At 63.4% G+C, this 23,522-nt stretch carries 21 protein-coding genes; 7 read left to right on the plus strand and 14 right to left on the minus strand.

The features are described 5' to 3' along the window. Positions 1–227 precede the first annotated feature (227 nt). Entirely contained in the window at positions 228–1,418 is a 1,191-nt protein-coding gene (locus P3T42_RS24620) for an ammonium transporter (RefSeq protein WP_253190229.1), read from the minus strand. On the opposite strand from P3T42_RS24620, the gene P3T42_RS24625 reads away from it, so the two are divergent. Next, positions 1,387–1,731, plus strand: coding sequence for a hypothetical protein (locus P3T42_RS24625; RefSeq protein ID WP_429307487.1), 345 nt, complete (start codon positions 1,387–1,389; stop codon positions 1,729–1,731). The genes P3T42_RS24620 and P3T42_RS24625 overlap by 32 nt on opposite strands. A gap of 19 nt (positions 1,732–1,750) precedes the next feature. Here P3T42_RS24625 and P3T42_RS24630 read toward each other — a convergent pair whose 3' ends face one another. Continuing rightward, positions 1,751–2,089, minus strand: a complete 339-nt coding sequence (locus P3T42_RS24630) for a P-II family nitrogen regulator (protein WP_006048089.1) — start codon at positions 2,087–2,089, stop codon at positions 1,751–1,753. Positions 2,090–2,509: 420 nt separating this feature from the next. Between P3T42_RS24630 and P3T42_RS24635 the strand changes: the two genes are divergently transcribed. Beyond that, on the plus strand, positions 2,510–2,764 hold the full coding sequence (locus tag P3T42_RS24635; protein WP_074300916.1) for an accessory factor UbiK family protein: 255 nt from the start codon (positions 2,510–2,512) through the stop codon (positions 2,762–2,764). Positions 2,765–2,866: 102 nt separating this feature from the next. Next, positions 2,867–4,504, plus strand: coding sequence for a YifB family Mg chelatase-like AAA ATPase (locus tag P3T42_RS24640; RefSeq protein WP_429307488.1), 1,638 nt, complete (start codon positions 2,867–2,869; stop codon positions 4,502–4,504). Between the two features lie 329 nt (positions 4,505–4,833). Here P3T42_RS24640 and P3T42_RS24645 read toward each other — a convergent pair whose 3' ends face one another. After that, a complete protein-coding gene (locus P3T42_RS24645; protein WP_429307533.1) occupies positions 4,834–5,343 on the minus strand; it encodes a hypothetical protein in 510 nt (169 codons plus the stop codon). Between the two features lie 266 nt (positions 5,344–5,609). Between P3T42_RS24645 and P3T42_RS24650 the strand changes: the two genes are divergently transcribed. Further along, positions 5,610–6,143 (plus strand): peroxiredoxin family protein, encoded by a 534-nt coding sequence (locus P3T42_RS24650; protein WP_074300919.1) that lies wholly within the window; start codon positions 5,610–5,612, stop codon positions 6,141–6,143. A 117-nt stretch (positions 6,144–6,260) separates the two neighbouring features. On the opposite strand, the gene P3T42_RS24655 is transcribed toward P3T42_RS24650, so the two are convergent. Further along, positions 6,261–7,613 carry a sigma-54-dependent transcriptional regulator gene (locus P3T42_RS24655; RefSeq protein ID WP_074300920.1) on the minus strand — a complete coding sequence of 451 codons (1,353 nt, stop codon included), beginning with the start codon at positions 7,611–7,613 and terminating at the stop codon, positions 6,261–6,263. Between the two features lie 54 nt (positions 7,614–7,667). Further along, the gene (locus P3T42_RS24660) at positions 7,668–9,605 is read right to left on the minus strand and encodes a sensor histidine kinase (protein ID WP_429307534.1); all 1,938 of its coding nucleotides are present in this window, start codon (positions 9,603–9,605) and stop codon (positions 7,668–7,670) included. Between the two features lie 151 nt (positions 9,606–9,756). Here P3T42_RS24660 and P3T42_RS24665 point away from each other — a divergent pair, with 151 nt between their 5' ends. Beyond that, positions 9,757–12,639, plus strand: a complete 2,883-nt coding sequence (locus P3T42_RS24665) for a hypothetical protein (protein WP_429307489.1) — start codon at positions 9,757–9,759, stop codon at positions 12,637–12,639. Positions 12,640–12,810: 171 nt separating this feature from the next. On the opposite strand, the gene P3T42_RS24670 is transcribed toward P3T42_RS24665, so the two are convergent. From P3T42_RS24670 to P3T42_RS24680, 3 genes are all read right to left on the minus strand, one after another. Next, positions 12,811–14,100 carry a dicarboxylate/amino acid:cation symporter gene (locus P3T42_RS24670; protein WP_074301779.1) on the minus strand — a complete coding sequence of 430 codons (1,290 nt, stop codon included), beginning with the start codon at positions 14,098–14,100 and terminating at the stop codon, positions 12,811–12,813. A gap of 524 nt (positions 14,101–14,624) precedes the next feature. Next, positions 14,625–14,942, minus strand: a complete 318-nt coding sequence (locus P3T42_RS24675; RefSeq protein WP_074300922.1) for a zf-TFIIB domain-containing protein — start codon at positions 14,940–14,942, stop codon at positions 14,625–14,627. Positions 14,943–15,074: 132 nt separating this feature from the next. Beyond that, entirely contained in the window at positions 15,075–15,827 is a 753-nt protein-coding gene (locus tag P3T42_RS24680; RefSeq protein WP_074300923.1) for a TerC family protein, read from the minus strand. A 122-nt stretch (positions 15,828–15,949) separates the two neighbouring features. On the opposite strand from P3T42_RS24680, the gene P3T42_RS24685 reads away from it, so the two are divergent. Next, positions 15,950–16,831 carry a LysR family transcriptional regulator gene (locus tag P3T42_RS24685; RefSeq protein WP_074300924.1) on the plus strand — a complete coding sequence of 294 codons (882 nt, stop codon included), beginning with the start codon at positions 15,950–15,952 and terminating at the stop codon, positions 16,829–16,831. Here P3T42_RS24685 and P3T42_RS24690 read toward each other — a convergent pair. The 6 genes from P3T42_RS24690 to ugpQ all read right to left on the minus strand — a co-directional run bounded on the left by P3T42_RS24690 (position 16,804) and on the right by ugpQ (position 22,322). Beyond that, positions 16,804–17,271 carry a TerB family tellurite resistance protein gene (locus P3T42_RS24690; RefSeq protein ID WP_429307490.1) on the minus strand — a complete coding sequence of 156 codons (468 nt, stop codon included), beginning with the start codon at positions 17,269–17,271 and terminating at the stop codon, positions 16,804–16,806. The genes P3T42_RS24685 and P3T42_RS24690 overlap by 28 nt on opposite strands. A gap of 121 nt (positions 17,272–17,392) precedes the next feature. Then, entirely contained in the window at positions 17,393–18,463 is a 1,071-nt protein-coding gene (locus tag P3T42_RS24695; protein WP_429307491.1) for an ABC transporter ATP-binding protein, read from the minus strand. 19 nt (positions 18,464–18,482) lie between these two features. Beyond that, positions 18,483–19,286 (minus strand): ABC transporter permease, encoded by an 804-nt coding sequence (locus P3T42_RS24700; protein WP_074300927.1) that lies wholly within the window; start codon positions 19,284–19,286, stop codon positions 18,483–18,485. After that, positions 19,283–20,221, minus strand: coding sequence for an ABC transporter permease (locus P3T42_RS24705; RefSeq protein ID WP_074300928.1), 939 nt, complete (start codon positions 20,219–20,221; stop codon positions 19,283–19,285). Before P3T42_RS24705 ends, P3T42_RS24700 begins: the two co-directional genes overlap by 4 nt. A gap of 108 nt (positions 20,222–20,329) precedes the next feature. Further along, positions 20,330–21,442, minus strand: a complete 1,113-nt coding sequence (locus P3T42_RS24710) for an ABC transporter substrate-binding protein (RefSeq protein WP_074300929.1) — start codon at positions 21,440–21,442, stop codon at positions 20,330–20,332. Positions 21,443–21,539: 97 nt separating this feature from the next. Beyond that, entirely contained in the window at positions 21,540–22,322 is a 783-nt protein-coding gene (gene ugpQ / locus P3T42_RS24715; protein ID WP_429307492.1) for a glycerophosphodiester phosphodiesterase, read from the minus strand. A 425-nt stretch (positions 22,323–22,747) separates the two neighbouring features. On the opposite strand from ugpQ, the gene P3T42_RS24720 reads away from it, so the two are divergent. Further along, positions 22,748–23,521, plus strand: coding sequence for a DeoR/GlpR family DNA-binding transcription regulator (locus P3T42_RS24720; protein ID WP_074300931.1), 774 nt, complete (start codon positions 22,748–22,750; stop codon positions 23,519–23,521). Position 23,522 lies beyond the last annotated feature (1 nt).

Raw genomic sequence — 23,522 nt, forward strand, 5'->3', positions numbered from 1 at the left:
CGTCCATTTGGGGACGGTTTCTCCATTCGCAAGCAGACATGAATGCATTCTCGCTATCGGCGCCATAGCCGGCGGAACGGCTCCTCCAAACCAGTTTAGCGCGATTCATCCGGAAACAGCAGCCCGGGCCCACCAAGAAAAAGGCCCGCCGGAAGGCGGGCCAAAGTCGCTGCGCTTGATTCGTGATCGTGATTCGTACAACCTTAAAACGTTGAAACCTTGAAGCCTTATTCGACGTGTTCGCCGTGCAGGCTCACGTCCAGGCCTTCGCGCTCCTCTTCTTCCGTCACGCGGATACCCATCACCAGGTCGATGACCTTCAGCAGGATGAAGCTGACCACGCCGCTGTACACCAGCGTCGTCAGCACGCCCTTGGCCTGCAGGATCACGCTGCCGTCCGCGCCGCCAATGTCCTTGACTGCGAACACACCGGTCAGCAGCGCACCCACGATACCGCCGATGCAGTGCACGCCGAACGCGTCGAGCGAATCGTCGTAACCGAGCTTGGCTTTGAGCCACGTAGCCGACCAGAAGCAGATCACGCCGGCTGCGATGCCGATCACCAGCGAGCCGCCGATGCCGACGAAGCCCGATGCCGGCGTAATCGCCACCAGACCAGCCACCGCGCCCGACACGATGCCGAGTACCGACGGCTTGCCCTTGGCGATCCACTCGGCAAACATCCATGCGAGTGCTGCGGCTGCCGTTGCAACTTGCGTCGCGAACATCGCGAAGCCGGCACGGCCGTCTGCTGCCACTGCGGAACCTGCGTTGAAACCGAACCAGCCCACCCACAGCATCGCGCCACCGATCAGCGTCAGCGTGAGGTTATGCGGAGCCATGACTTCCTTGCCGTAGCCGACACGCTTGCCGAGCACCAGGCAGCATACGAGACCGGCGATACCGGCGTTGATGTGCACCACCGTGCCGCCTGCGAAGTCGAGGATGCCTGCGCTAGCCAGCCAGCCGGTCGGTTCCCAGACCATGTGCGCGATCGGCGAGTAGACGATGATCGACCACAGCGTCATGAACACCAGCATCGCCGAGAACTTCATGCGGTCGGCAAACGCACCCGTGATCAGCGCCGGCGTGATGATCGCGAAGGTCATCTGATACACGCAGTAGACCGTTTCCGGGATCGTCGGAGCCAGGTGGCTCACCGTCAGCGTGGTCGCCTTGTCGCCGTGGATATAGTTCATCCCGGCCATGAAGAAGCGCGAGAAGCCACCGATAAACATGCCGCCAGGCGTGAAGGCGATGCTGTAGCCCACCACCACCCAGACGATCGTCACGACGCAGGTGATCGCGAAGCTTTGCATCAGCGTCGCCAGCACGTTCTTCTTGCGGACCATGCCGCCGTAGAACAGTGCGAGACCCGGGATCGTCATGAACAGCACGAGCGCGGTGGAGGTCAGCATCCAGGCGGTGTCGCCGGAGTTGATCTTCGACGAGTCGACCGAGAACGGCGCGGTCGGCGCTGCCGGTGCGGCGGCAGCAGATGCGGCCGATGCATCAGGTGCGGCTGCGGCGGTTGCCGGTGCGGAAGCGTCCGCTGCCGGTGCCGACGCTGCGGCAGCCGGTGCGCTGGCTGTCGTGTCGGCGGCAGGCGCCGAGGCGGCTGCGGGTGCGGAAGCGTCGTCCGCGAGGGCGGCGCCGATACCGCTCGCAAGCAGCGATCCGGCCATCAGCAAGGACATCAATAATTTGCGCATCTTCGTTTTCCTCTTGTAGCTAGTCGCTATCGTTCTAATTACAGGGCGTCCGCCCCGGTCTCCCCGGTGCGAATCCGAATCACTTGCTCGATCGGCGTGACGAAAATCTTGCCGTCGCCAATCTTGCCGGTGCGTGCCGCACGTTCGAGCGCTTCGATGGCCTGATCGACGATGTCGTCCGAGACCGCGGCCTCGATCTTCACTTTCGGCAGGAAATCGACGACGTACTCTGCGCCGCGGTACAGCTCGGTGTGGCCTTTCTGACGTCCAAAGCCCTTCACTTCTGTCACGGTGATTCCCGAGACGCCGATTGCCGACAAGGCCTCGCGCGCCTCATCGAGCTTGAACGGCTTGATGATTGCGGTAATCAGTTTCATGAAATCCTCGCTGTAGTTGCGTAACCCGTTTGCGTAACCTTTGTTTCCCCTGAACTGTTGCGTCGATCCGCGGTTGGTGTTCAAACCGCATTCGATGCAGCACCGGTAAAAAACTCCCGGCGGTGCGCGCCGGGCAGTAACAGCAACTCGCATGCCATGTGAGTGTCATAGTCCATGGAACCGGTCCCCGAAAGTCGCTCGCGCCCCCCCTGGCCGGATGGCTAACGTGGTCGGGGGACGGTGGCGCGCCGCCTGGATCGTTGCTAGAGTGTTCGCAGGCTTCGGATGCGAAAGCGCGCACCAAAGGCGCTCATGCAGCGGAACTGGTCTGGCAACCATGCACCAGAATCGCTCATGGAATAATCCGGGGCACAGACGCAATGAGATATGCACACTTTTTGTGCACCCAAGGGGAACACCATGAAACAACCGAACGACGTCTTCAACGATTTGCAGGCGCGCATGAGCGATCTGCTCAAGAACTCGCCGGCCAAAGATGTCGAACGCAACGTCAAGGCCATGCTGTCGCAGGGCTTCTCGAAGCTCGATCTGGTTACGCGCGAAGAATTCGATACCCAGACCCAGGTCCTGGTGCGCACGCGTGCCCGGCTCGAGGAACTGGAGCGGCGCGTTGCCGAACTCGAGCAGAAGCTGCCGGTGACGCACACGTCTTAAAGCATTTCTGGATGCTGCACATCACAGGCAAGCGAGCCGTGACGTCATCAGCGTATTAGGGAGTCGCGCGCGCCGCCGGCGCGCCGTCTGACGGGAGAAAACATGTCGCTTGCCGTGGTGCGCAGTCGCGCGCCGGCCTCTGGCCGCGCGCCCGAAGTAACGGTCGAGGTTCACCTCGCCAACGGATTACCCTCTTTTTCGATCGTGGGCCTCCCCGATCTCGAAGTGCGCGAAAGCCGCGAACGCGTGCGGGCCGCACTGCAGAACTGCGGCTTCGACTTTCCGGTTCGCCGCATCACCGTCAACCTCGCCCCCGCCGACCTGCCGAAGGAATCCGGCCGTTTCGACCTGCCTATTGCCCTGGGCATCCTGGCCGCGAGCGGACAGATCCCGGTGGAGTCGCTGATGCATCGGGAATTTGCCGGCGAGCTGTCGCTGACCGGCGCGCTACGGCCCATGCGCGGCGCGTTCGCGATGGCGTGCGGGACGGCGCGCAGTCATGCGGCGCAGGTGGGCGGCGAAGCAGGCACGCATCCGGCGGCCGGGATGGCGGCGAACTCCCGGCCGAACGTCACGCTGTCGATGTTGCGGCCCGCCGCGGCCGAGCGCTCGCAGCGGGCCTCCGAACTCTATCTGCCGGCGGCCAGCGCGGCGGAGGCCGCGCTGGTGCCGGGCGTGGACGTCTACGGCGCAACCGACCTGCCCTCGCTCTGCGCCCATCTGGCCGGCGAGCCGGATGGGCGGCTTACGCCGGTCGCCGCACCCGAGCTCGCCGCCACACCGGCCGTGCCGACCGCCGACATGGCCGACGTGATCGGCCAGCGCGGCGCCCGACGAGCGCTGGAAGTCGCCGCCGCCGGCGGTCATCACGTTCTGATGGTGGGCCCGCCGGGCGCCGGCAAGTCGATGCTGGCCGCGCGCCTGCCAAGCCTGCTCCCGCCCATGACCGACGAAGAAGCGCTGACCTCGGCGGCGCTGCTGTCCGCCAGCATGGCGGGCTTCTCGCCGACGCAGTGGCGGCAGCGGCCATTCCGCGCGCCGCACCACTCTTCCAGCGCGGCGGCGCTGGTGGGTGGGCGCAATCCGCCGCAGCCGGGCGAGATCACCCTGGCGCACCTGGGCGTGCTGTTTCTCGATGAAATCCCTGAGTTCGACCGTCACGTGCTGGAGACGCTGCGCGAACCGCTCGAAGCCGGCCGCATCACGATCTCGCGAGCGGCCCTGCAAGCGGACTTCCCGGCGGCCTGCCAACTGATCGCGGCGATGAACCCCTGTCCATGCGGCTGGCGCGGCGACCCGAACGGGCGCTGCCGCTGCACGCCGGAAATCGCCGCGCGCTATCTGCGCAAGCTGTCGGGGCCGCTGCTCGACCGGATCGACATCCAGATCGAAATTCCCGCGCTGACGTCGGCCGAGCTATCCGCACGCTCAAGCACCCTCGGCGAGCCGAGCGCAGCCATCGCCGAGCGGGTGAGTGCGGCGCGCAAGCGTCAACTGGCGCGGCAGGGGAAAACCAATCGCGAACTGAGCGGACGCGAGGTGGACGAGGTCTGCCGGCCCGACGCGGCCGGCGAGGCGCTGCTGCGCGAAGCGGGCGATCGCTTCGGCTGGTCGGCGCGTGCCTATTACCGCGTGCTGAAGGTGGCGCGGTCCATCGCGGACCTGGCCGGCGCCGACGTGCCGACCGGCAGCCAGATCGCAGAAGCGGTTCAGTACCGTCGCGCGTTCGCGGTCGGATAAAGCAAAAAAATCGCTGTCAAGACTTGACTTATGCACATAAAAGCATTCCTGACAAACCTAAGGGCAATTGAAAGGTAAGCACACACCGTTTCGGAGAAAGCCTTGATTTGATTGACTTTTTAAATTTTCCCCGCAACAGGGAAAAGTTCCGGGAAGCCCGCCGGACGGGCATTTCAGCCGTCTCGCACAAGGTTCTCCACAAAGTTATCCACAGGCGCTGTGGGTAACGGAAAAATCCTCATAAAATCCGGCTATTAGCGTCATAACCTGCGGAGGAACTTTCACTTCGCGCAATGCTCCATGACACGTCCAATCACGGCGTGCCAGATTCAATACAGCTGGAAAGACTGGAAAAACTGGTCGACCTGCTCCTGCGGCAACGGCTCGCTGGCGATGATCGCCGCCTGGTAGACATGCCGGCCGTGAGCCACAAGCCGCGCGTAGATCGTGCGAGTCTCCTTTTGCTCGCCGGCTTTGCCGCTCAGCGTCATTTCGAGGCCGGGCACCTGACCGCCCGCTGCCAGCGGAATCTGCACGGGGCGCGCGTCGGGAGCGGCGCCGACGTTGCGGGCCAGTCCGGTACGCAGGAAGTCGAGCGCCGTGCGCTGCGTCTGCGGGTCGTCGGAGGGCAGCATTAGCGTACCCACCGCGAAGACAGCTTTGCCGGCCTCGGCGGTTTGCATCGCCATCTGCATCGACGTCCCGCCCACGTCGATCTGGCGCGCATCGTTGCCCGGCTTGGCCGGCAGGTCGACGGTGTAGCCGTTGTCGTTGTTCATCACCGTGCGCCAGTCGTAGGTCGGCGAGCAGGCCGCCAGCAACCCGCCCACGACAAGCATGCAGACACCTGCGAACAGCACGCGGCGCAGTCGCGCCAATCCGGACAAAAGGCGCCGCGGAGCGGCTCCCGGGCGCACAGCGAGATCGAGCAGAAAACCGGGGGATGACAGGCGGAACGCGGGTCGAGACATGAGCACGAAGTCAGGGAAAGACGCAGCATAAAACCCTATTATCCGCTGACGGGCAACTCCCAGCCGCCATACCGGATTGAGGCTACAATACGTCGCAACGTTACGCGCGTTCTGCGCGATCCCGAGGTCCGTTCATGAGCCCTACCCCTTCTGCTCCGGTGACGAAGCGCACCAGCCCGATCCGCTATGTCGTCATGGCCGTCGTGGCCGGCGCCATTGCGATTGCCGGCTATTTCGCCTTCAACGGCCAGCAGCATGTACCGGATGCCACGTTCACGCTGCTGTCCGGCCAGAAAGTCTCCACGGCCGATCTGAAGGGCAAGGTCTACCTCGTCAACTTCTGGGCCACCAACTGCGATACCTGCGTGCAGGAAATGCCGAAGATGGTCGACACGTATAACCGCTTCAAGGGCAAGGGCCTCGAATTCGTCGCTGTGGCGATGAACTACGACGCGCCCATGTACGTGACCAACTACACCGCGACGCGTCGCCTGCCGTTCAAGGTGGCGATGGACGACGGTTCCGCTGCCAAGCAGTTCGGCAATGTCCAGTTGACGCCGACCACCTTCGTGGTCGACAAGGACGGCAAGATTCTCAAGCGCTACGTCGGCGAGCCGCAGTTCGCCGAGCTGGATCAACTGCTCGAGAAGGCGCTGAACGCGGCCTGAAACACCGGGCGAGGCATCAGATAAAAACGCGCCGGTAGCGGACAGAATCCGCTACCGGCGCGTTGCTTTTGGGATGTGCGGTTCAGGACGCCTGACCGGCTTCAACCGCGCCGCCCATCACCGCTCACCCTCTCCCTTCGCCGCCAGCCCATAGCGCTTTATCTTTTCATAGAGCGTCGCCTTACCCAGTTGCAAACGGTCCGCCGCCACCGCCACCGCGCCGCCCGTCTGCTCCAGCGCCTGCGCAATCACCGCACGCTCGAACTGCTCGACGCGCTCCTTGAGCGAGTGGGCGTCCGCGGCTTCATCGACGGAAGCTGTCATCGGATCTTCCGCCACCCCGAGCACGAGCCGGTCGGCCGCATTGCGCAGTTCCCGCACGTTGCCGGGCCAGTCGCGCTGCATCAGACCGGCCCGCTGACGGTCGGTGAGGATCGGCGCGGGACGCTGATAACGCACCGCCGCATCGAGCAGGAAATGTTCGAACAGCGGCACGATGTCTTCGCGCCGCTCGGCGAGCGGCGGCAGCGCGATGGTCACCACGTTCAGCCGGTACAACAGGTCGCGCCGGAAGGTGCCGGCCGCGACGTGCTCCAGCATGTCGCCCTTGGCCGCGGCCACCACGCGGCAATTCACGCGAATCGGCTGGTTCGAGCCGAGCCGTTCCAGCACGCCGTCCTGCAGCACGCGCAACAGCTTGACCTGCAGACCGAGCGGCATGCTTTCGATCTCGTCGAGAAACAGCGTGCCGCCGGATGCATGTTCGAGCTTGCCGATCCGGCGTTTCGCCGCGCCTGTAAACGCGCCGGGCTCATAGCCGAACATCTCGGACTCGAACATCGGTTCGGGCAGCGCGCCGCAATTCACCGCGATAAACGGCTTGTCGCGCCGTGGCGACAGTTCGTGCAGGCTGCGTGCGATCAGTTCCTTGCCCGCGCCGGTATCGCCGTTGATCAGCACAGAGGCGTCGGTGGGCGCGACGTTCGCGATCAGCCGGCGCACCTGCTCGATCACCGGACTGCGGCCAATGATGCGCGGCGCCACCGTGTTCTGCCCCGCCAGTTCGCGGCGCAGCGCGTGGTTCTCCAGCACCAGGGTGCGGCGTTCCAGCGCGCGCCGTACGGTTTCGATCAGACGCTCCGAGGCAAATGGCTTCTCGATGAAGTCGTAGGCGCCGTCGCGCATGGCCTGCACGGCCATCGAAATATCGCCGTGTCCGGTGACGAGAATCACCGGCACATCCGGCGCGCGTTCGTGACATTGCGCGAGCAGATCGAGACCGCTCGCGCCCGGCAAACGGATATCGCTGACGATCACGCCCGGAAAATCCGCGCTGATGGAACGCGCTGCCGCTTCGACCGATGCGTGACCGGTGACGTCGAAGCCCGCGAGCTGCAGGCTTTGCACGCTCGCGCGACGCACTAGTTCGTCGTCCTCGATATACAGCACCGGCAAACTGTTGTTGACCATCGTCCTTATCACCTCAACCTTAAAGCGCCCGAGCGCATCTGAAGCCGCCTGAATTCAGGACCCTGCCGTGAGCGGGTCCGTTGCCTGCACACGGGCCCGGCGCAGCGTGAGCACGAACAGCGCGCCGCCGTCCGGGGCATTGCGCGCCACCAGCGAGCCGCCCGCGTCGCGCACGATCGAGGATGAGATCGCAAGGCCAAGCCCCAGCCCCTGGCCCATTTCCTTCGTCGTAAAGAACGGTTCGAAAAGCCTCGGCAGGACGTCGTCCGGGATGCCGTGACCGTTATCGTGAACCGAGATCGCAAGCGTCGCTTCGGCGGCCTCGATTTCGATCTCGATACGCGGAGGGGCTACACCCACCGCGGCATCAAGCGCGTTGCTCAGCAGATTGATCAGCACCTGCTCAAGCCGCAAATCGTCGCAATTCGCGACAAGCCCGGGATGCTCGTCGGACGGATCGAAGCCCGTGCGCGTGCCCGCTTCCGCGTCGACCACCGTCAACACCACTTCCACGTCCTGCAAGCGCTTTTGCAGCAGCGCCAGCACATTGCGCAGCGCACGCGCGAGCGGCGCTCGCGCGCTGCGCGGCCGCGCCCGTCCCACGAACAGCTTCAACTGGTTGGTGATCTTACCCATGCGCTCGGTGAGCGCGGCAATCGCCTCGAGATTCTCGCGCGCCGACTCCTGATCGCCGCGTTCGAGCAACACCCTCGTGTTATCCGAGAAGCCGCGCAACGCCGCTAACGGCTGATTCAACTCGTGCGTAATACCCGCGGCCATCTGACCGAGCGCCGCCAGCTTGCTCGCCTGAATCAGCTCGTCATGCGCCGAGCGCAACTCCTGTTCGGCGCGCGTGCGTTCGCTCACTTCCTTCTTCAGTTGCTCGTTCGCCTGCGACAGGTCCGCGGTCCGCTCCGCCACCCGCTGATTCAACTCCGCGTACGCGCGCTGCAGCAGCTCGCGGCTGCGCATCATCTCGCGCACGCGTGCGCGGCGCATTCTCCAGTAGAACGCCAGCAGGCACAGCGTGACGTAGCCGAAGCCGGTCACGATAGCGGCATTGCGGGCGTCGGCGTCGACCGGATCGACGCTCGCCATGGTGATCAGTTGCCAGTCAGGTTCAAGCATCGCCCGCCGCGTTGCCAGGTAGCGCGGCGCGTAACGTCCACCGCCGATGCGCACGATCTGCGCGTCGCCCTCAAGCGTGCGTTCGATCGTCACCGGCAGCGGCGGAATCTCCTGCTGCGCGTACTGGCGCGTCTGATAGATCGAGTCTGCCACCGCGCCCGAGAGCGGCCGCACCGTGTGGTATTTCCAGGCCGGCACGGAGGATAGAAAGATCACGCCGTGATCGTCGGTGACGATCAGCGGCTCGGACGCATCCGCGCCCTGAAACCATTCCAGATTGAGTTTGACGACCGCCACGCCGACGATCTGTCCATCGCGCCGCACCGGTTGCGAGATGTAGTAGCCGGGGTCATGCGAGATCGTGCCGATGCCGAAGAAACGGCCCACGCCGCCCTTCACCGCGTCCATGAAATACGGCCGGAACTGATACTCGACGCCGACAAAGCTCTCCGGCTCGCGCCAGTTGCTCGCCGCGACGCACAGCCCGTCCGTCTGAATGATGTAGGTGGCCGTGGCCCGCGCGTGGCGGTTGAGGTCTTCCAGATAACGGTTGGCGTGCTCGACGTTCGGCGCCGTGGGGTTCACCAGCACGTCCTGCACGAACGGATGCTCGGCCAGCAGGTACGGCAGGGATTCGTAGCGCTCCAGCGTGCTCTTGAGCGCATTGGCCGTGCGGTCGACGCGCACCGCGGCGTTGCGCCGCAAACTGTCGATGCCGCGCTGCCACGCGATGCTCCACGTGAGTCCGCACGCCGCCACGAGCCCGGCGACGAGCGCGAAGAGGATCAGCAGGCGGCGCGTCACGTTGGCGGATTCCGGTGAATGGGGTGCGGCTATTGTGGCATAACGCGCCGGGGCGGACAGCGCGACGAGCCGACCGGCATCTCTCGATGCCAGGTCCTCGTTGTCGCGTTCAGATCGATCTGGAGCGCTATATATGTGACACCGGTGGATGAGCTTGCGGCAGAACAATGAGCCAGCACGTTCAGACGTTGTCACACCAGCGAGGTCCGCCATGAAAATCGACGTAAAGAATCAGACACCGTATCGGTCTAACGAGGACGAGGGAACGAGCGGGACAAAGCCAGCCGCTCCAGGCCCGAAGCCCAGGACCTACCCGCCGGCAAATACACCGGCACAGGCCGGTTCGGAAAGAGGCGGGGATACCGGCGCGACTGACCATGCGAAAGCGCCGCCGTCCGATACAGGCGACACGGTATCGGCTAAAGAAAAGCCGGGGGAGCCGGCAAAGCCGCAGACAAACGAGGATGGTACGGCAGACGCAAATCCCGGAGTACCGGCGCAGTCTAGTGCATCGGTCCCGCCGCCAAATGGCAACACGCTGCAGATCAAGGTAGCCGGTATCGTCAACGCGGTTCCTCCACTCAAGCCGAGCGGCAGCACTCCGATCACCGGTCATACTACGAAGGCTGGCAACGTGCAACGCTCCAATCAGGCGGGTTACACCGCCGGCAACGCGGGTAGAAGCCTTACGAAGGGAATCGGGGACGCCGGAGAGTTGGCGCAGAGCGGCAACCAGGACGAGCGCACCCGCTACGCATTGCAACTCATCAAGGATCTCGCGAATGGATCTGCTTCCGGCATCGATCTGAAAAGAATGACGGATAAGAAGACTGTGGCGCACGAATACTTGCACGGACCGCGGCGCAAAGGCGCCTACAACGTTGAACATGGAGGCCATGGGACGCCCCACCGACAGCAGATCGAGCTGAAGAGCATGCGTACCCTGCCGAAAGCCAAGGCGACGCAGACCCTCGCAATCTCACAGTCCGTCGCCGGTGTGCAGGTACAGCCCAACCAGTCTGGCAAGCAGACACAGGCACAGACACCGACGAGCACGCAGTCATCGCAGACGAGTCCGAATACTTACGACGCCGCGACGCAAACCATGCCTGCTGCCGACGCGAGCACGCAGACTTCAACGCCGCAGGCGCCGGCCCAAGGAGATGGCGCCCCACAGACAGCGGGAGAACACTCGTCCACTGGGGCGCCTCATAGCCCGCGCGAGCCAGCGAGTTCGCCGGACCATCACAAGACGACACAAACCTCATCGCCTGACCGCGCAAACCGCGGTACTACGACGCCAATGCCAGATAGCACCGATGCGGGAGTGCAAAACGGAGCCGACATGCAAGACGGTAGCACCCAGCATGCGCCCCCCCAGCACAGCGTGCAAACGCAAACTTCAGTTCCGGTGACATCGACGCGTACAACGCCTGCTCCGCAGCCACCCCAGTTGCACGTATCGGAACCAACCAACGGGAACGAGACGACAACGGCCACCCAGGCCGGCGCACCGCTCGATACACACGGCACGCAAACCGCCACCGGGACGCCGAAAGCAACACAGTTGAGTCCGCAACGACAGACCGCTGGCACGCAAACCTCATCGCCGTCTGTCCATCACTCCGCCACGCAGCACACGCCGCGACAGGTACACGCGCACTCTCAGACCACGTTCGGCAACACCTCCTCCGCCGAAACTCAGACAGGCGCGGATAATTCGAAGGGTTCTCAGGCCAATACGGATACGCACACGGTCGGGACGCAGTCGAAAGTCGGCACTGGCGAAGCCAAAACGCAGGCTAATCCGGGAAGTGAGAATAAATCCATACAGACCCGACCGCCGGTACAGCAACACGCAACGCAGACACCCCCGACGCCAGACACGGGCGCGGCACAATCGAATCCCGTCGGTACGCCAGCGTCGCAGGAGTCGGTCGAGACTACACACACGTCCGAGCAAGTCCCCGGTGCGACGTCAAAATCCATCGAGCTCACAAAAGGCGTCAAGGAAAACGGCCATTGGGTGGTGGCGGATATCGGATCACTGCCCGCTGACATCAACAATGTGAAAAAGCACGCCGATCTTGGATCGATCAGCGCGATCACCTCGACCAGCGCCGTGACCGCAGGCGATGTCCTTAACGTTATCAACTCCGAAGGGGGCCGCGCACTGGCTTTGGGAGCGAAATCGCTGTCATTGCTGGGTACGCTAGTCGGTCTCGCGCCGTCGGTCGGGCAGCTTGCCAACGATGTCAAACAGCTAATCGCAAATCCGAACGACAATCAGTCGAAATGGAATGTTGCGAACAGCGGTTTCGAGTTAGGCGGTGGCCTTGCCGCGGCAGCTGCCTCGATGGCTTTTCCGCCTGCCGCACTATTGCCGATCTTATTTCCCAATCTGGCTGAAATCGGTCACGCGGAAATATTGAGGCAGAAGAAGAATGGCCTGTATGCGGAAGGTCTAAAAGTCGAAGGTGATGCAACCAGCAACGACTACAAGATAGCGGCTCTCAACGCGACGCCGATCGTGAACTGGTTCTCGTCCACCTATACGCCGGAGTTGCGTCCAGCCATCGAGAAATTCGAAACGGAGCAGGGAAACAAGCCTGGCAATCCACCCGCCGGTGACTTGCCGGAGAACACACTCCATGACCAGCGCGTCTACGACTACTATGCCCAGGCGCTGAACGAGCGCGCCGCGCTGCTCGGCAATGCGGCCAACTCCTACCTCAAGAGCATTGCAGACAATTCAACCCTGAGTTCCGTCACAATGGTCTCGCGATGCCCACAGGTGTTTGGCTGGCCATCGAACGGACAGGCCATGCGCGTGTTCGATCGGGCAGCCGCTATCACGTACGATCGCGTTCACGACACGATCCACACCGAGTTTTTCGGCCCGGACAAGGACGGCACGTACAGATTGCCCACGCGGGATCCGTCGCTGCCGTCCGGCAAGGACAGCAAGAATCTGCTGTTCTGCTCGACCATGCTGGATCCTGAAGCCAAGCGGGTGGACTTCGACTTGCCGCAATACTTTGCCGATCCGGGCACGGTCGCGCTGGATATTCGCAAACAGCCGAACAAAACCTGATGGAGCTAGCTCGACATTCAAACGACGCTTAGGAGTGCGGAGCGCGGCGGCATGACAGGTCTTCTGTCGTTTCGAATACGGAGTGGTGCGACGCCAACCATTCCGTATTCGCGCCCTTCCGCGACACGCCAGAGGCGGCCCATATCGAGACTAAGGGCGACGCGCGCGGGTTCAGGCACCCGCCGCTTCCGTGTCCTTCACAGGAGCGGCTTCGCCGCGCAGCACGGCGCGCAGCTTCGCGTGGTCCAGTTCCTTCTCCCACGCCGACACCACCACCGTCGCCACACCGTTGCCGACGATGTTCGTCAGCGCGCGGCATTCGCTCATGAAGCGGTCGATCCCGAGAATCAGCACCATGCCCGACAGCGGAATCGTCGGCACCACGGCCAGGGTCGCAGCGAGCGTGATGAAACCGGCGCCCGTCACACCGCTTGCGCCCTTCGACGTCAGCATCGTGACGGCCAGCAGCGTGAGCTGCTGCGTGAGCGAGAGATCGGTGTTGGTGGCCTGGGCGATGAACAGCACGGCCATCGTCATGTAGATGTTGGTACCGTCGAGGTTGAACGAGTAACCCGTCGGCACCACGAGGCCCACCACCGAGCGCGAGCAGCCGAGCTTTTCGAGCTTCAGCATCAACTGCGGCAACGCCGCTTCCGACGAGCTCGTGCCGAGCACGATCAGCATCTCTTCCTTGATGTACGCCACGAAGCGCAGCACGCTGAAGCCGACCATGCGGGCGATCGCGCCGAGCACCACCACCACGAACACGATCGAGGTGAGATAGAACGTGCCGATCAGCTTGAGCATGGGCAGGAGCGAGCCGATGCCGTACTTGCCGATGGTGAACGCCATTGCGCCGAAGGCACCGATCGGCGCCAGCTTCGTGATGATGCGCACCACGCCGAACAACACGCTCGACAGGCTTTCGACCAGATCCGTGACGACCTTGCCTCGCTCGCCGAGCGTCGCCAGCACGCTGCCGAACAGCATCGCGATCAGCAGGATCTGCAGGATCTCGCCCTGCGCGAACGCATCCGTGATCGTGTTCGGAATGATGTGCATCAGGAAGTCGACCGTGCTTTGGCCGTGTGCCTTGGCGGCGTACGAAGCGACCTCCTTGCCGTCGAGCGTGGCCGGATCGACGTTGAAGCCGACACCCGGTTTCAGCACGTGCGTGGCGATCAGGCCGAGCACCAGCGCGAACGACGAAACGACTTCGAAGTACAGCAGCGCCTTGCCGCCGACCCGCCCGACCTTCTTCATGTCCTGCATGCCGGCGATACCGGTGACGACAGTACAGAAGATGATCGGGCCGATCACCATCTTGATCAGTTTGATGAAGGCGTCGCCAAACGGCTTCATGTCGATGGCGAGAGCCGGCGAGTAATGACCGAGGACAATGCCGACGATGATCGCGGCGATCACCTGGACATAGAGCACTTTATAGAAGGGTTTCTTCACGATGGTTCCTGCGATGTGGATGAGCCAATGGCCTGCCACGCTGCGCATCAATGCGAACGAATGGACGTATCGCCTGTGCACGGCATCGGGCCGCGACAAGACGACGAGGTTATAAATACGGGGAGGGGAAATCGGACATCGTTGTCTCCATGCTTTAGTTGTCGGGCCTTTGCGGCCGCGCTTCTACTTCGCAAGGTCGATGCCAGCTAGATGACGGCTCTTTCTCTTTGATTTTTATAGGTATTTTTGTTCGGCTCGGCGTCTTGCGTCTGGCTTTCCGGAAATCCGGAGGCGAGGCGTCGGGGATTCCGGACGGCCCATGGCCAAAAAAAATGCCTTCCTCGCGGCAGGAAGGCATTTCCAAGCGTATATCGGAGACTTTATTGTTCGTGGGCTTCGCGTTGCGGTCCTGCTGCGAAGCTCACATCTCAATATTAGGATTATTTGGCCGCGCCTACCGTCAAGGATTGTCAAATCGGCGCGGGCGATTGAAGCCACCGTCCGTCTCACGGCCGCTGACGGGCTCAATCGAAATCGAACATGTCGAACAGGGAGCGTTTTTTCCGGTATCCCGTGTGCCCAGAATGGCCCGAGTGCCCCGAGCGACGCTCATCGTATCGATGATGGCTCTCGTTCGGATACTCGCGATGCCGGTCCCGGCGATCTTCGCGGTTCGGACCGGAGACGAGCGGCGCGCCGGCGCGCTCGCCGTCCTCTGCGATCAGCTTGTCGAGTTCGCCGCGATCGAGCCAGACACCCCGGCAATCCGGGCAGTAGTCGATCTCGATCGAGCGGCGCTCGGTCATCAGAAGGTCGGTCGTCTTGCAAACAGGGCATTTCATGGCGTCTCTCCTAAAAAGGGTAAAGCTTCGAATCCGCAACCTGGCGAGCCGCCCGATCCGGGCAAAGCGATCCGGCCATACCTCGCTCAGGTTGTTCCAACTTCTTTCCATGCGCGGCCGGTACGCCAGCGCTCATTGCGTGACAGCGTCGGTGCGCTTCGACCTGGCCCGGCGCGCCAGCATGTTCATGGCCTCGACGAAGGCCGAGAACGCCATCGCCGCGTAGATATACGTCTTCGGCACATGCGAGCCGAACCCTTCCGCGATCAGCGTCATGCCGATCACCAGCAGGAAGCTCAGCGCGAGAACGACGATGGTCGGGTTGCGGTCGATAAAGCGCGACAGCGGGCGGGCCGCGAACAGCATCACCATGACCGCGGCGATGACCGCGACAAACATGATCGGCATGTGGCTGGTCATGCCGACCGCCGTGATGATGCTGTCGACCGAAAACACGATATCGAGCAACAGGATCTGGCCGATCGCGGCCCCTACGGTCAGCGGGACCACCGCACTCGTCGCGCCGCGTGCGTCGTCCGCGTGGGTGACGTGGTGATGAATCTCGCGGGTCGCCTTCCAGACGAGGAACAGGCCGCCGCCCAGCAGGATCAGGTCGCGCCACGAGAACGCGTGGCCCAGCAGCGTCACGGCGGGCTGAGTCAGTTGCGCGATCCACGCGACCGTGCCGAGCAGGCCAAGCCGCAGCACCAGCGCGAGCAGAATGCCGAGGCGCTGGGTGCGTGCCCGCTGCGCTTCCGGCAGCTTGTTGCTGAGGATCGAGATGAAGATCAGGTTGTCGATGCCGAGCACGATCTCCATCACGACCAGCGTGAGGAGCGCCGCCCAGGCAGCGGGATCGGAAATCAGAATGGTCAGGGCGTCCATGGCATGCGTCGGCGAAGTGAACCGAGTGATGTCGAAGTGATGCCATGATCGCCGCTTCACGACTTCGGATAAATCAGTGATAAGCTGAATGACATATCGATTTTTTCGAAGTGTCGCCGCTCATGCTGAACTATCGCCATCTCTACTACTTCTGGATCGTCGTCAAGGAAGGCGGCTTCGCGCGCGCGGCCGAGCGTCTCGACATGGCCGTCCAGACCATCAGCGCGCAGGTACGTGAACTGGAAAAATCGATTGGCCGTCAGTTGCTGAAATCCGCGGGGCGCGGTGTCGCTATGACCGAAGCGGGCGAGACGGCGTTCAGCCGCGCGGAGCAGATCTTTCAGATCGGCGAAGCGCTGCTCGACGAGATGCGCGAAGCAGGCGGCGAAGGGGTTGCGCGGCTCGCCGTGGGTCTCTCCGACGGCATTTCAAAGCTCGCCGCGCACGCGCTGCTTGCGCCCGTGCTCGGCACGCCGTCGCTCAGGCTGCTGTGCCACGAAGGCGAACATGCGCAACTGTTGTCGGAGCTCGCGCTGCATCGGCTCGATCTGGTGCTGGCCTGCCAGCCGGCGCCGCACAACGCGGACCTGCGCGTGGTGAGCCAGCGCCTCGTCGGTTCGCCGGTGGACTGGTACGGCCCCGCGGCGATCGTCTCGAAGGCATCGCGCGCCGGCTTTCCGCAGAGCCTCGCCGATCTGCCCGTGCTCCTGCCCACCGGGCACGCCGCGCTACGCGCACGGCTCGACCGGTGGTTCGAAGCGGCGGGCATCCGGCCGCGGATTGTCGGGGAGTTCGAAGACAGCGCGTTGATGGCGGTGTTCGCCGCGCGCGGGCTCGGCGTGTTTCCGCTCGCGGAACTGGGCGCCGAGGACCTGTCCCTGCTGCGCGGACTGCGCCGGCTCGGCCGCGCGGACGGCGTGATCGAAGAGATCCACGCCATCCGCTCGCGGCGCGGCCAGCATCATCCGCTCGCGACTCAGGTGATCGACGCCGCGCGTTCGTGATCGAGCAAGGCCCTTGGCGGGATGCCGTGGCGAACGGTGACCGCCGCCGGTGCCGGAGCGAGTCCCCACACACTAAACACGGCCGCCAACAGGGCGATCTCGCCATCCGCGAGATAGTCGTCGGCAACCGCCACGGCAACGCACAGGCGAATCACCTTGCCGCGCAACACCGGGTCGTCGATCTCGCCCAGCAGTGTGGCCAGCATGGCCGTGTCGATCTGGCCGATGGTCGGCGCAAGCGGCGCGTGTGCGATAGAGTGATCCTCGCACAGCGCCTGCACGATCTGCGCGAATTGCGTGGGCGCGAGACCGAGCTGGCCGGCGATATCGAGTCTGTCGAGCGCGCGCTCCTCGGAGCTGCAGACGTGTCCGTCGGAGGTCAGCACCAGCGCGACAATCCGTGCTGCGGCTTGAGGACTGTTGCGGGGATAGGTTCGCATGACCGGGGCTCCTTTAGCGGACGTTGTCCGTAGTGATGATGAGCCCTAGTCTGCGTCAGGTTTCGAATCGGATAAACCTGCTAATCCAGAAGTGACAGTTCGAGAAAACCGAAGTGGTGTTCTAAGCCGCACCCTCTTCCAGCACCAGCAGATTCTCGTGCGAGAAGCCCAACGCCACCGGCTGACCCCGCTCGGGCAGACGGCGATTCGGATCGTTGAAGACGTCGAGCGAAATCACCGCATCCTTCACCCGCGTCCTGATCCGCACCACGGCGCCGAGAAAATTCACTTCTTCGACGGTCGCCGCCAGCGTGTTGCGCCCCGCCGCCGGCGCTTCCAGCACAATCGCCTCCGGGCGCAGCGCCAGCAGACGCTTCTTGCCGGCGTCGTCCGGCGCGAGCTGCTGAGTGGTCACGAGTTCCTGACCATCAACAGCCATCTTGCCGCTCGCCGGATCCACCACGTGACCGGATAGGATATTCAGCGTGCCGACGAACGACGCCACGAAGCGCGTGCGCGGATAGTTGTAGATCTCCGAAGAGGTGCCCACCTGCTCGACCCGCCCTTCGTTCATCACCACGATGCGGTCGGAGATGGACAGCGCCTCTTCCTGATCGTGCGTGACGAAAATCGACGTGATGCCGAGTTCACGCTGCAACGCGCGTATGTCCTGGCGCAGCGAAATGCGGATCTTTGCGTCGAGCGCGGAGAGCGGCTCGTCGAGCAGCAGAACCTGCGGCTTGCCGGCGAGCGCGCGGGCCAAGGCGACGCGCTGCTGCTGGCCGCCCGAGAGCTGCCACGGATAGCGTTCGGCGACATGCGGCAGCTTGATCAGATCCAGCATCTCGCCCACCCGTTTGCGGATTTCATCCTGCGGACGACGCGCCACCTTTAGCCCAAAGCCGATATTGTCGGCCACGGTCATGTTCGGAAACAGCGCGTACGACTGAAACACCATGCCGACCTTGCGCTGGCGTGTACGCAGATGCGTAACGTCGCGACCATCGAGGCGAATCACGCCGCGCGTCGGGCTTTCGAAGCCCGCGATCATACGCAGCACCGTGGTCTTGCCGCAGCCCGACGGGCCGAGAAAGGTGATGAACTCGCCGCGCTCGATCTTCATGTCGAAATGATGCAGCGCCGTGTTCGCCCCGAAGGACTTGTGCAGATTTTCGATCTCAAGGAATGCCATGATTCGATGCCTCAGTTCTTCAGGGTTTTTGTCCGGCCAGCGCGCGGGCCGAGCCGCGAGCCGATCCGAACACCTGGATCAGCCCCATCGAGGCCCAGGTAATGGCGAACGCGATAATCGCGAGTGCCGACGGTTCATACGCGCGGTTCGCGCCGATCAGTTGCAGGTACGGCCCGAACGCCGGCCGGTCGAGCAGGCTCGCCAGCGTGAACTCGCCGATCACCACCGCAAAGGTGAGAAAGGCGCCGGACAGGATGCCCGAGCGGATATTCGGAAAGATCACCTTGAACAGGATGGTGGGCCAGGTTGCACCGAGACATTCGGCGGCTTCGGTGAGCGAGCGCACGTCGACTGCCGCGAGACCCGCATCGACCGCGCGGTACATATACGGCAGCGACAAGGTGACGTAGCCGAACACCAGCAGCAGATCGGTGGCGCGCTCGTTGCCGGTAAGCGGCAGGATCGAGCTGCTGTTGTAGATGCGCAGGTAGCCGAACACGATCACGATGGCCGGAATCACCAGCGGCAACAGCGTGATGAACTCCACCACCGGCCGCAGTCTCGGCAAACGCAGACGGACCCAGTACGCCGTCGGCACCACCAGCAGCACGCCGACCACGATCGTCAGGACTGCCATCAGCATCGAGTAGCCGAACGAGGCCTGAAACCGCGGATCGCTCAGCACCACGCGATAGGCGTCGAAACTGTATTCGCCGCGCCGCATGCGCAGACTGAATTCGAGGGTGGCGGCGAGCGGAATCAGGAAATACAGCGAGCCCACGACCATCGCGGTCCAGGCGCCCACACGCGATTGGCTGTTCATCGACGTCCCCTCTCGGCCCGCGAGCGCAGCCAGATGTAGCCGCCATTCGACAGGCCCGTCACCAGGATCATGCCGAGCGCGAGCGCGTAGCCGAGATTCTGGTTATGCAGCACGTCGCCGCGGATCTGCGCGTACAACAGGATGGTCACGATGTTCAGCGAGCTGCCGGTGAGCGCATAGGCCGTCGCGACCGCGCCGAACGAGTTGGCGAACAGCAGCAGGGTCGCGCCGAGCACGCTGGGCCACAGCACCGGCAACGCGACATAACGCCAATACTGGAACGAAGTGCCGCCGAGGCAATCGCAGGCCTCGCGCCATTCTCGCTTCAGGCCGTCGAGCGCGGGCGTGACGATCAGGACCATCAGCGGAATCTGGAAGTACAGATAGGTCACCGTCAAGCCGGTGAAACTGAGGATGCTGAAGCCCGTCGAGTACAGGTTGAAGCCGAGGTATTTCTTCAGCAAAACCGTGACGAGACCGACGCGCCCCAGCGTGCAGATAAACGCGAACGCGAGCGGCACGCCGGCAAAATTCGAGGCGACCCCGGAGAAGGTCATCAGCGTCGGACGAATCCATACCGGCAAGCGTCCCTGCACGGCCGCCCAGGCCAGCAGCGAACCGATCACCGCGCCGCCGAGCGCCGACGCCGCGCTCACCTTGAAGCTGATCCAGTAAGCGTCGAGCACGCCGGGCTGGAACAGATCGCGGAAGTTGACGAGCGTGAAATGCCCCTGGGGATCCTGAAACGCGCCCACCATCAGGAAGCCCGTCGGCAGGATCAGGAACAGCAGGGCAAACAGGAAAAATGGTGCAACGCCGAGCCAGGTCAGGAGCTGGGACGACTGTCCCGGTCCCTTCACGCCGGGCGCAGGCGCGGGCACCGGCGGAACCAGCAGTTCCGGCTGCGCCGACCCGATATCCGATGAAGCGGTCATAGGTCACCCTTGAAGCAATCAGGCTAAAGCCGGGACCACGCGGAGCGACGCTCGAAGGCGCACTCGCGGGCCCGGCACACAGCATGCTGGAGCAATAAAAGTCCGGCCTTACTTCACGTTCGCGCCGACCACTTCATCCCAATGCTTGGTGATGGTGTCCTTGTACGCGTCCTGCTGCGACAGCGTCGGGAACACGGCGTTCTTGTAGGCCGATGCCGGCGGCAACTTGTCGAGCAGCGCCTGCGGCACCTTCTTGCCAGCAACCAGTTGCGTATAGCGCATGGGGTGGCAGTAGCCGGTCAACCAGCCGATCTGGCCTTCGTCCGAGTACAGGTATTCCATCCACAGCTTCGCGGCGTTCGGATGCGGTGCAAACGCGCTGATCGCCTGCACGTAGACGCCGGCGACCACGCCCGTCTTCGGCACCACGACCTGCACCTTCGGATTGCCCTTGAGCGTGTCGCGGTCGGCCAGCGCGTTGTAGTCCCAACGCACGATGATCGGCGTCGTGCCTTGTGCGAGGGAAGCGGCCTTGCCGATCACCGGCACGAAGTTGCCGTTCTTGTTGAGGTCGGCGAAGTACTTCAGGCCGGCGTCGGCCGCCTTGGCGGTGTCGCCCCTGGTCGACGACAGGCCGGACGCGTACACGCCCTGGATGGCCTGGTTGGCCGAGCGCGGGTCGCCGGCGAGCGAGACGGCGTTCTTGTAGTCGGCCTTGAGCAGATCGCTCCAGTCGGCCGGCGCCTTGTCGATCATGTCCGCGTTCACTTCGAACGACAGCACGCCGTAGTAATCGCCGTACCAGTAGCCGTCAGCGTCCTTGGCCGAATCGGGAATCTCCTTCCACGTCGACACCTTGTACGGCTGCAGCAAGCCTTCTGCCTTCGCGGTCGGGCCGAACGACAGACCCACGTCGATCACGTCCGGCGCTTGCGGTCCCTTGTTGCCCTTGTTGGCCTTGATGGCTTCGACTTCGTCGCCCGAACCGGCATCCGGATTCAGCTCGTTGACCTTGATGCCGTACTTCTTTTCGAAGGCGGCAATCATCGGACCATAGCCGCACCAGTCATGCGGCAAGGCGATCACGGTGAGTTGTCCTTCCTGTTTGGCGGCGGCGACCAGCGCGTCGAGCGGCGCTGCGGACGCGCTGCTGGCGCCTGCAGCGGCGACGCCCGCCACCGCTGACATCGAGATAACACGGCTCAACCACGTGCGGTTCATAGTATTCCCCATCCTTTGCCTAAAGTTGCTACGTTAGGAAAACTGCATTCTGACGATTGTCTTCGGCGCGCAAACACCCCGGCGCGCCTGCCATGCCTTACGCCGTATTTCCCGGCGTGGACAGCATGTCGTGCGCAAGCATATCGATGCGATCGGTACAAATCATGTCAACGCCCCAGTGGGCGAGCAGCTTCGCGCGGTCCGGATCGTTCACCGTATAGACGAGCACGCGCAGACCCTCGGCGCGAATCGCGGCGACGCGTTCCTCGGTGAGATGCTTATGGCTTGCATGCAGCGAGACGCAATCGAGTTCACGCACGATGCGCAGCCAGTCGTCCGGCACCGCTTCGAACAGCATCCCGCGCGCGAGCGTAGGGGCGGCGTCGCGGGCGGCGGCGAGCACCTCGAACGAGAACGACGACAGCAGCGGCGGCGTCTGGTCCTGCCAGAGCGCGAGCGCGGCGCCGGCGACGAGTTGGCCCGTGATGACGTCGCGTCCGGGGCAAGGCTTGATTTCGATGTTGGCCGCAATGCCGTCGCGCTTGCAACGGGCAGCCGCATCGGCGAGCGTGGGCAAACGCTCGCCAGCGAACGCCGGGTCGCGCCACGAGCCGGCATCGAGCTTCGCCAGTTCCTGCCACGTATGTTCGGCGGCCGGGCCATGGCCGTTGGTGGTGCGATCGAGCGTGTCGTCGTGCAGCAGGAAGAGGTGGTCGTCGGCCGAGAGCTTGGCGTCGAACTCGACCATGCGATACCCGTAGCGCTTGCAGGCGTCGAATCCTGCCAGCGTGTTTTCCGGCGCGAGCGTCCCGCCGCAACGATGCGCGACCAGTCGCGGATACGGCCAGTCGGCGTTTGTACGATCAATCCCAGTAGCCACGTCTGTACACCTTCGAAATAGACTGTTGCGCGCGCTTCGCCGGGCTGCCATCGTCAGGATGACGAACCGAACGGTATTATCCGGTCAGCCGGTTATCATGTCGCGGCACGCATCGAAAACGGCGGCAACAGTGGCCGCCGAGCCTAGTATGGAGCCAGCATACGGCAGCTTGCTTGTCAAAAGCGACGTTCAATGTTCGAAATTGGACATTTCAATTCCTTTTCGAACATTCCGTGTTCGGATTGGCCGGCTGCCAGCTAATCTGCGAAGGCTAAATTCAAATACACAAATTTGCAAGGCACCAAAAAAATACAACACGAAGCGGGTAAAGTAGCGCCGATGACATCGGCGCGACACACAACCGTGTCAGTGATGTCAAAGGCCCAAAAGCCGTCCAGACCGACTCATTTGTAAAGGGAAAATGCATGTGGCAGGAAGACCGTCATCAGAGAATTCGCGCGCTGCTATCGACCCTGCAACGGGTGTCGACCGAACGGATCATGGCGGATCTCGGCGTATCGCGCGAAACAGTACGGCGCGACCTGCTCGACCTGGAAGCACTCGGCGAATTGCGGCGGGTGCATGGCGGCGCGATCAAGCCTGCCGACGAAGCGCCCATCGCGGAACGCGCCCATACGCGGGTCAAGTCCAAGACGGCGATCGCCAAGGCGGCAATGGGCGTCATCTCTAGCGGCCAGACGCTGTTTATCGATGCCGGCACGACCACCTCGGCGCTTGCCGAAGAGCTGGCGAAGCTCGCCAATCTCACGGTGGTGACCAATTCGATCGACGTCGCGCTGAAGATGCGCGGAGCGGTCGAGCAGCAGGCGGAAGCCGCCAACGAAGTCATCCTGCTGGGTGGCTCGATCAGCGACCGGGCCATGGCGACGGGAGGCAGCACGACGATCCTCGAGATTCACCGCTTCCGGGCGGATGTGGCCTTGCTCTCGCCGGTCGGCATCGACCCGCGGCACGGCGCCACCAACTACGATCACGAGGAGACGGAAGTGGCGCGGGCGATGGTCGCCAATGCCCATCGTGTGGTGATCCTCGCCGACTACAGCAAGATCGGCCAGCGCAGCCGCATTTCGTACTGCCAGCCCGAGCAGATCGACGTGTTGATCACCAACAAGAAAGCGGCCGAGGCGCCCGACTTCGCGGCCCTGAAGAAGAAGGTCGCGCGGATCATCCTGGCGTAGG

The organism is Paraburkholderia sp. GAS38 (genome assembly GCF_050434965.1).
Lineage (GTDB): Bacteria > Pseudomonadota > Gammaproteobacteria > Burkholderiales > Burkholderiaceae > Paraburkholderia > Paraburkholderia phenazinium_A.

Excerpts from the sequence above, each read along its gene's own strand:
- P3T42_RS24625 (WP_429307487.1), top strand. The coding sequence starts at position 1,387 with ATGAACAGCACGAGCGCGGTGGAGGTCAGCATCCAGGCGGTGTCGCCG.
- P3T42_RS24620 (WP_253190229.1), bottom strand. The coding sequence starts at position 1,418 with ATGCTGACCTCCACCGCGCTCGTGCTGTTCATGACGATCCCGGGTCTC.
- P3T42_RS24630 (WP_006048089.1), bottom strand. The coding sequence starts at position 2,089 with ATGAAACTGATTACCGCAATCATCAAGCCGTTCAAGCTCGATGAGGCG.
- P3T42_RS24635 (WP_074300916.1), top strand. The coding sequence starts at position 2,510 with ATGAAACAACCGAACGACGTCTTCAACGATTTGCAGGCGCGCATGAGC.
- P3T42_RS24640 (WP_429307488.1), top strand. The coding sequence starts at position 2,867 with ATGTCGCTTGCCGTGGTGCGCAGTCGCGCGCCGGCCTCTGGCCGCGCG.
- P3T42_RS24645 (WP_429307533.1), bottom strand. The coding sequence starts at position 5,343 with ATGCTTGTCGTGGGCGGGTTGCTGGCGGCCTGCTCGCCGACCTACGAC.
- P3T42_RS24650 (WP_074300919.1), top strand. The coding sequence starts at position 5,610 with ATGAGCCCTACCCCTTCTGCTCCGGTGACGAAGCGCACCAGCCCGATC.
- P3T42_RS24655 (WP_074300920.1), bottom strand. The coding sequence starts at position 7,613 with ATGGTCAACAACAGTTTGCCGGTGCTGTATATCGAGGACGACGAACTA.
- P3T42_RS24665 (WP_429307489.1), top strand. The coding sequence starts at position 9,757 with ATGAAAATCGACGTAAAGAATCAGACACCGTATCGGTCTAACGAGGAC.
- P3T42_RS24675 (WP_074300922.1), bottom strand. The coding sequence starts at position 14,942 with ATGAAATGCCCTGTTTGCAAGACGACCGACCTTCTGATGACCGAGCGC.
- P3T42_RS24680 (WP_074300923.1), bottom strand. The coding sequence starts at position 15,827 with ATGGACGCCCTGACCATTCTGATTTCCGATCCCGCTGCCTGGGCGGCG.
- P3T42_RS24685 (WP_074300924.1), top strand. The coding sequence starts at position 15,950 with ATGCTGAACTATCGCCATCTCTACTACTTCTGGATCGTCGTCAAGGAA.
- P3T42_RS24690 (WP_429307490.1), bottom strand. The coding sequence starts at position 17,271 with ATGCGAACCTATCCCCGCAACAGTCCTCAAGCCGCAGCACGGATTGTC.
- P3T42_RS24695 (WP_429307491.1), bottom strand. The coding sequence starts at position 18,463 with ATGGCATTCCTTGAGATCGAAAATCTGCACAAGTCCTTCGGGGCGAAC.
- P3T42_RS24700 (WP_074300927.1), bottom strand. The coding sequence starts at position 19,286 with ATGAACAGCCAATCGCGTGTGGGCGCCTGGACCGCGATGGTCGTGGGC.
- P3T42_RS24705 (WP_074300928.1), bottom strand. The coding sequence starts at position 20,221 with ATGACCGCTTCATCGGATATCGGGTCGGCGCAGCCGGAACTGCTGGTT.
- P3T42_RS24710 (WP_074300929.1), bottom strand. The coding sequence starts at position 21,442 with ATGAACCGCACGTGGTTGAGCCGTGTTATCTCGATGTCAGCGGTGGCG.
- P3T42_RS24720 (WP_074300931.1), top strand. The coding sequence starts at position 22,748 with ATGTGGCAGGAAGACCGTCATCAGAGAATTCGCGCGCTGCTATCGACC.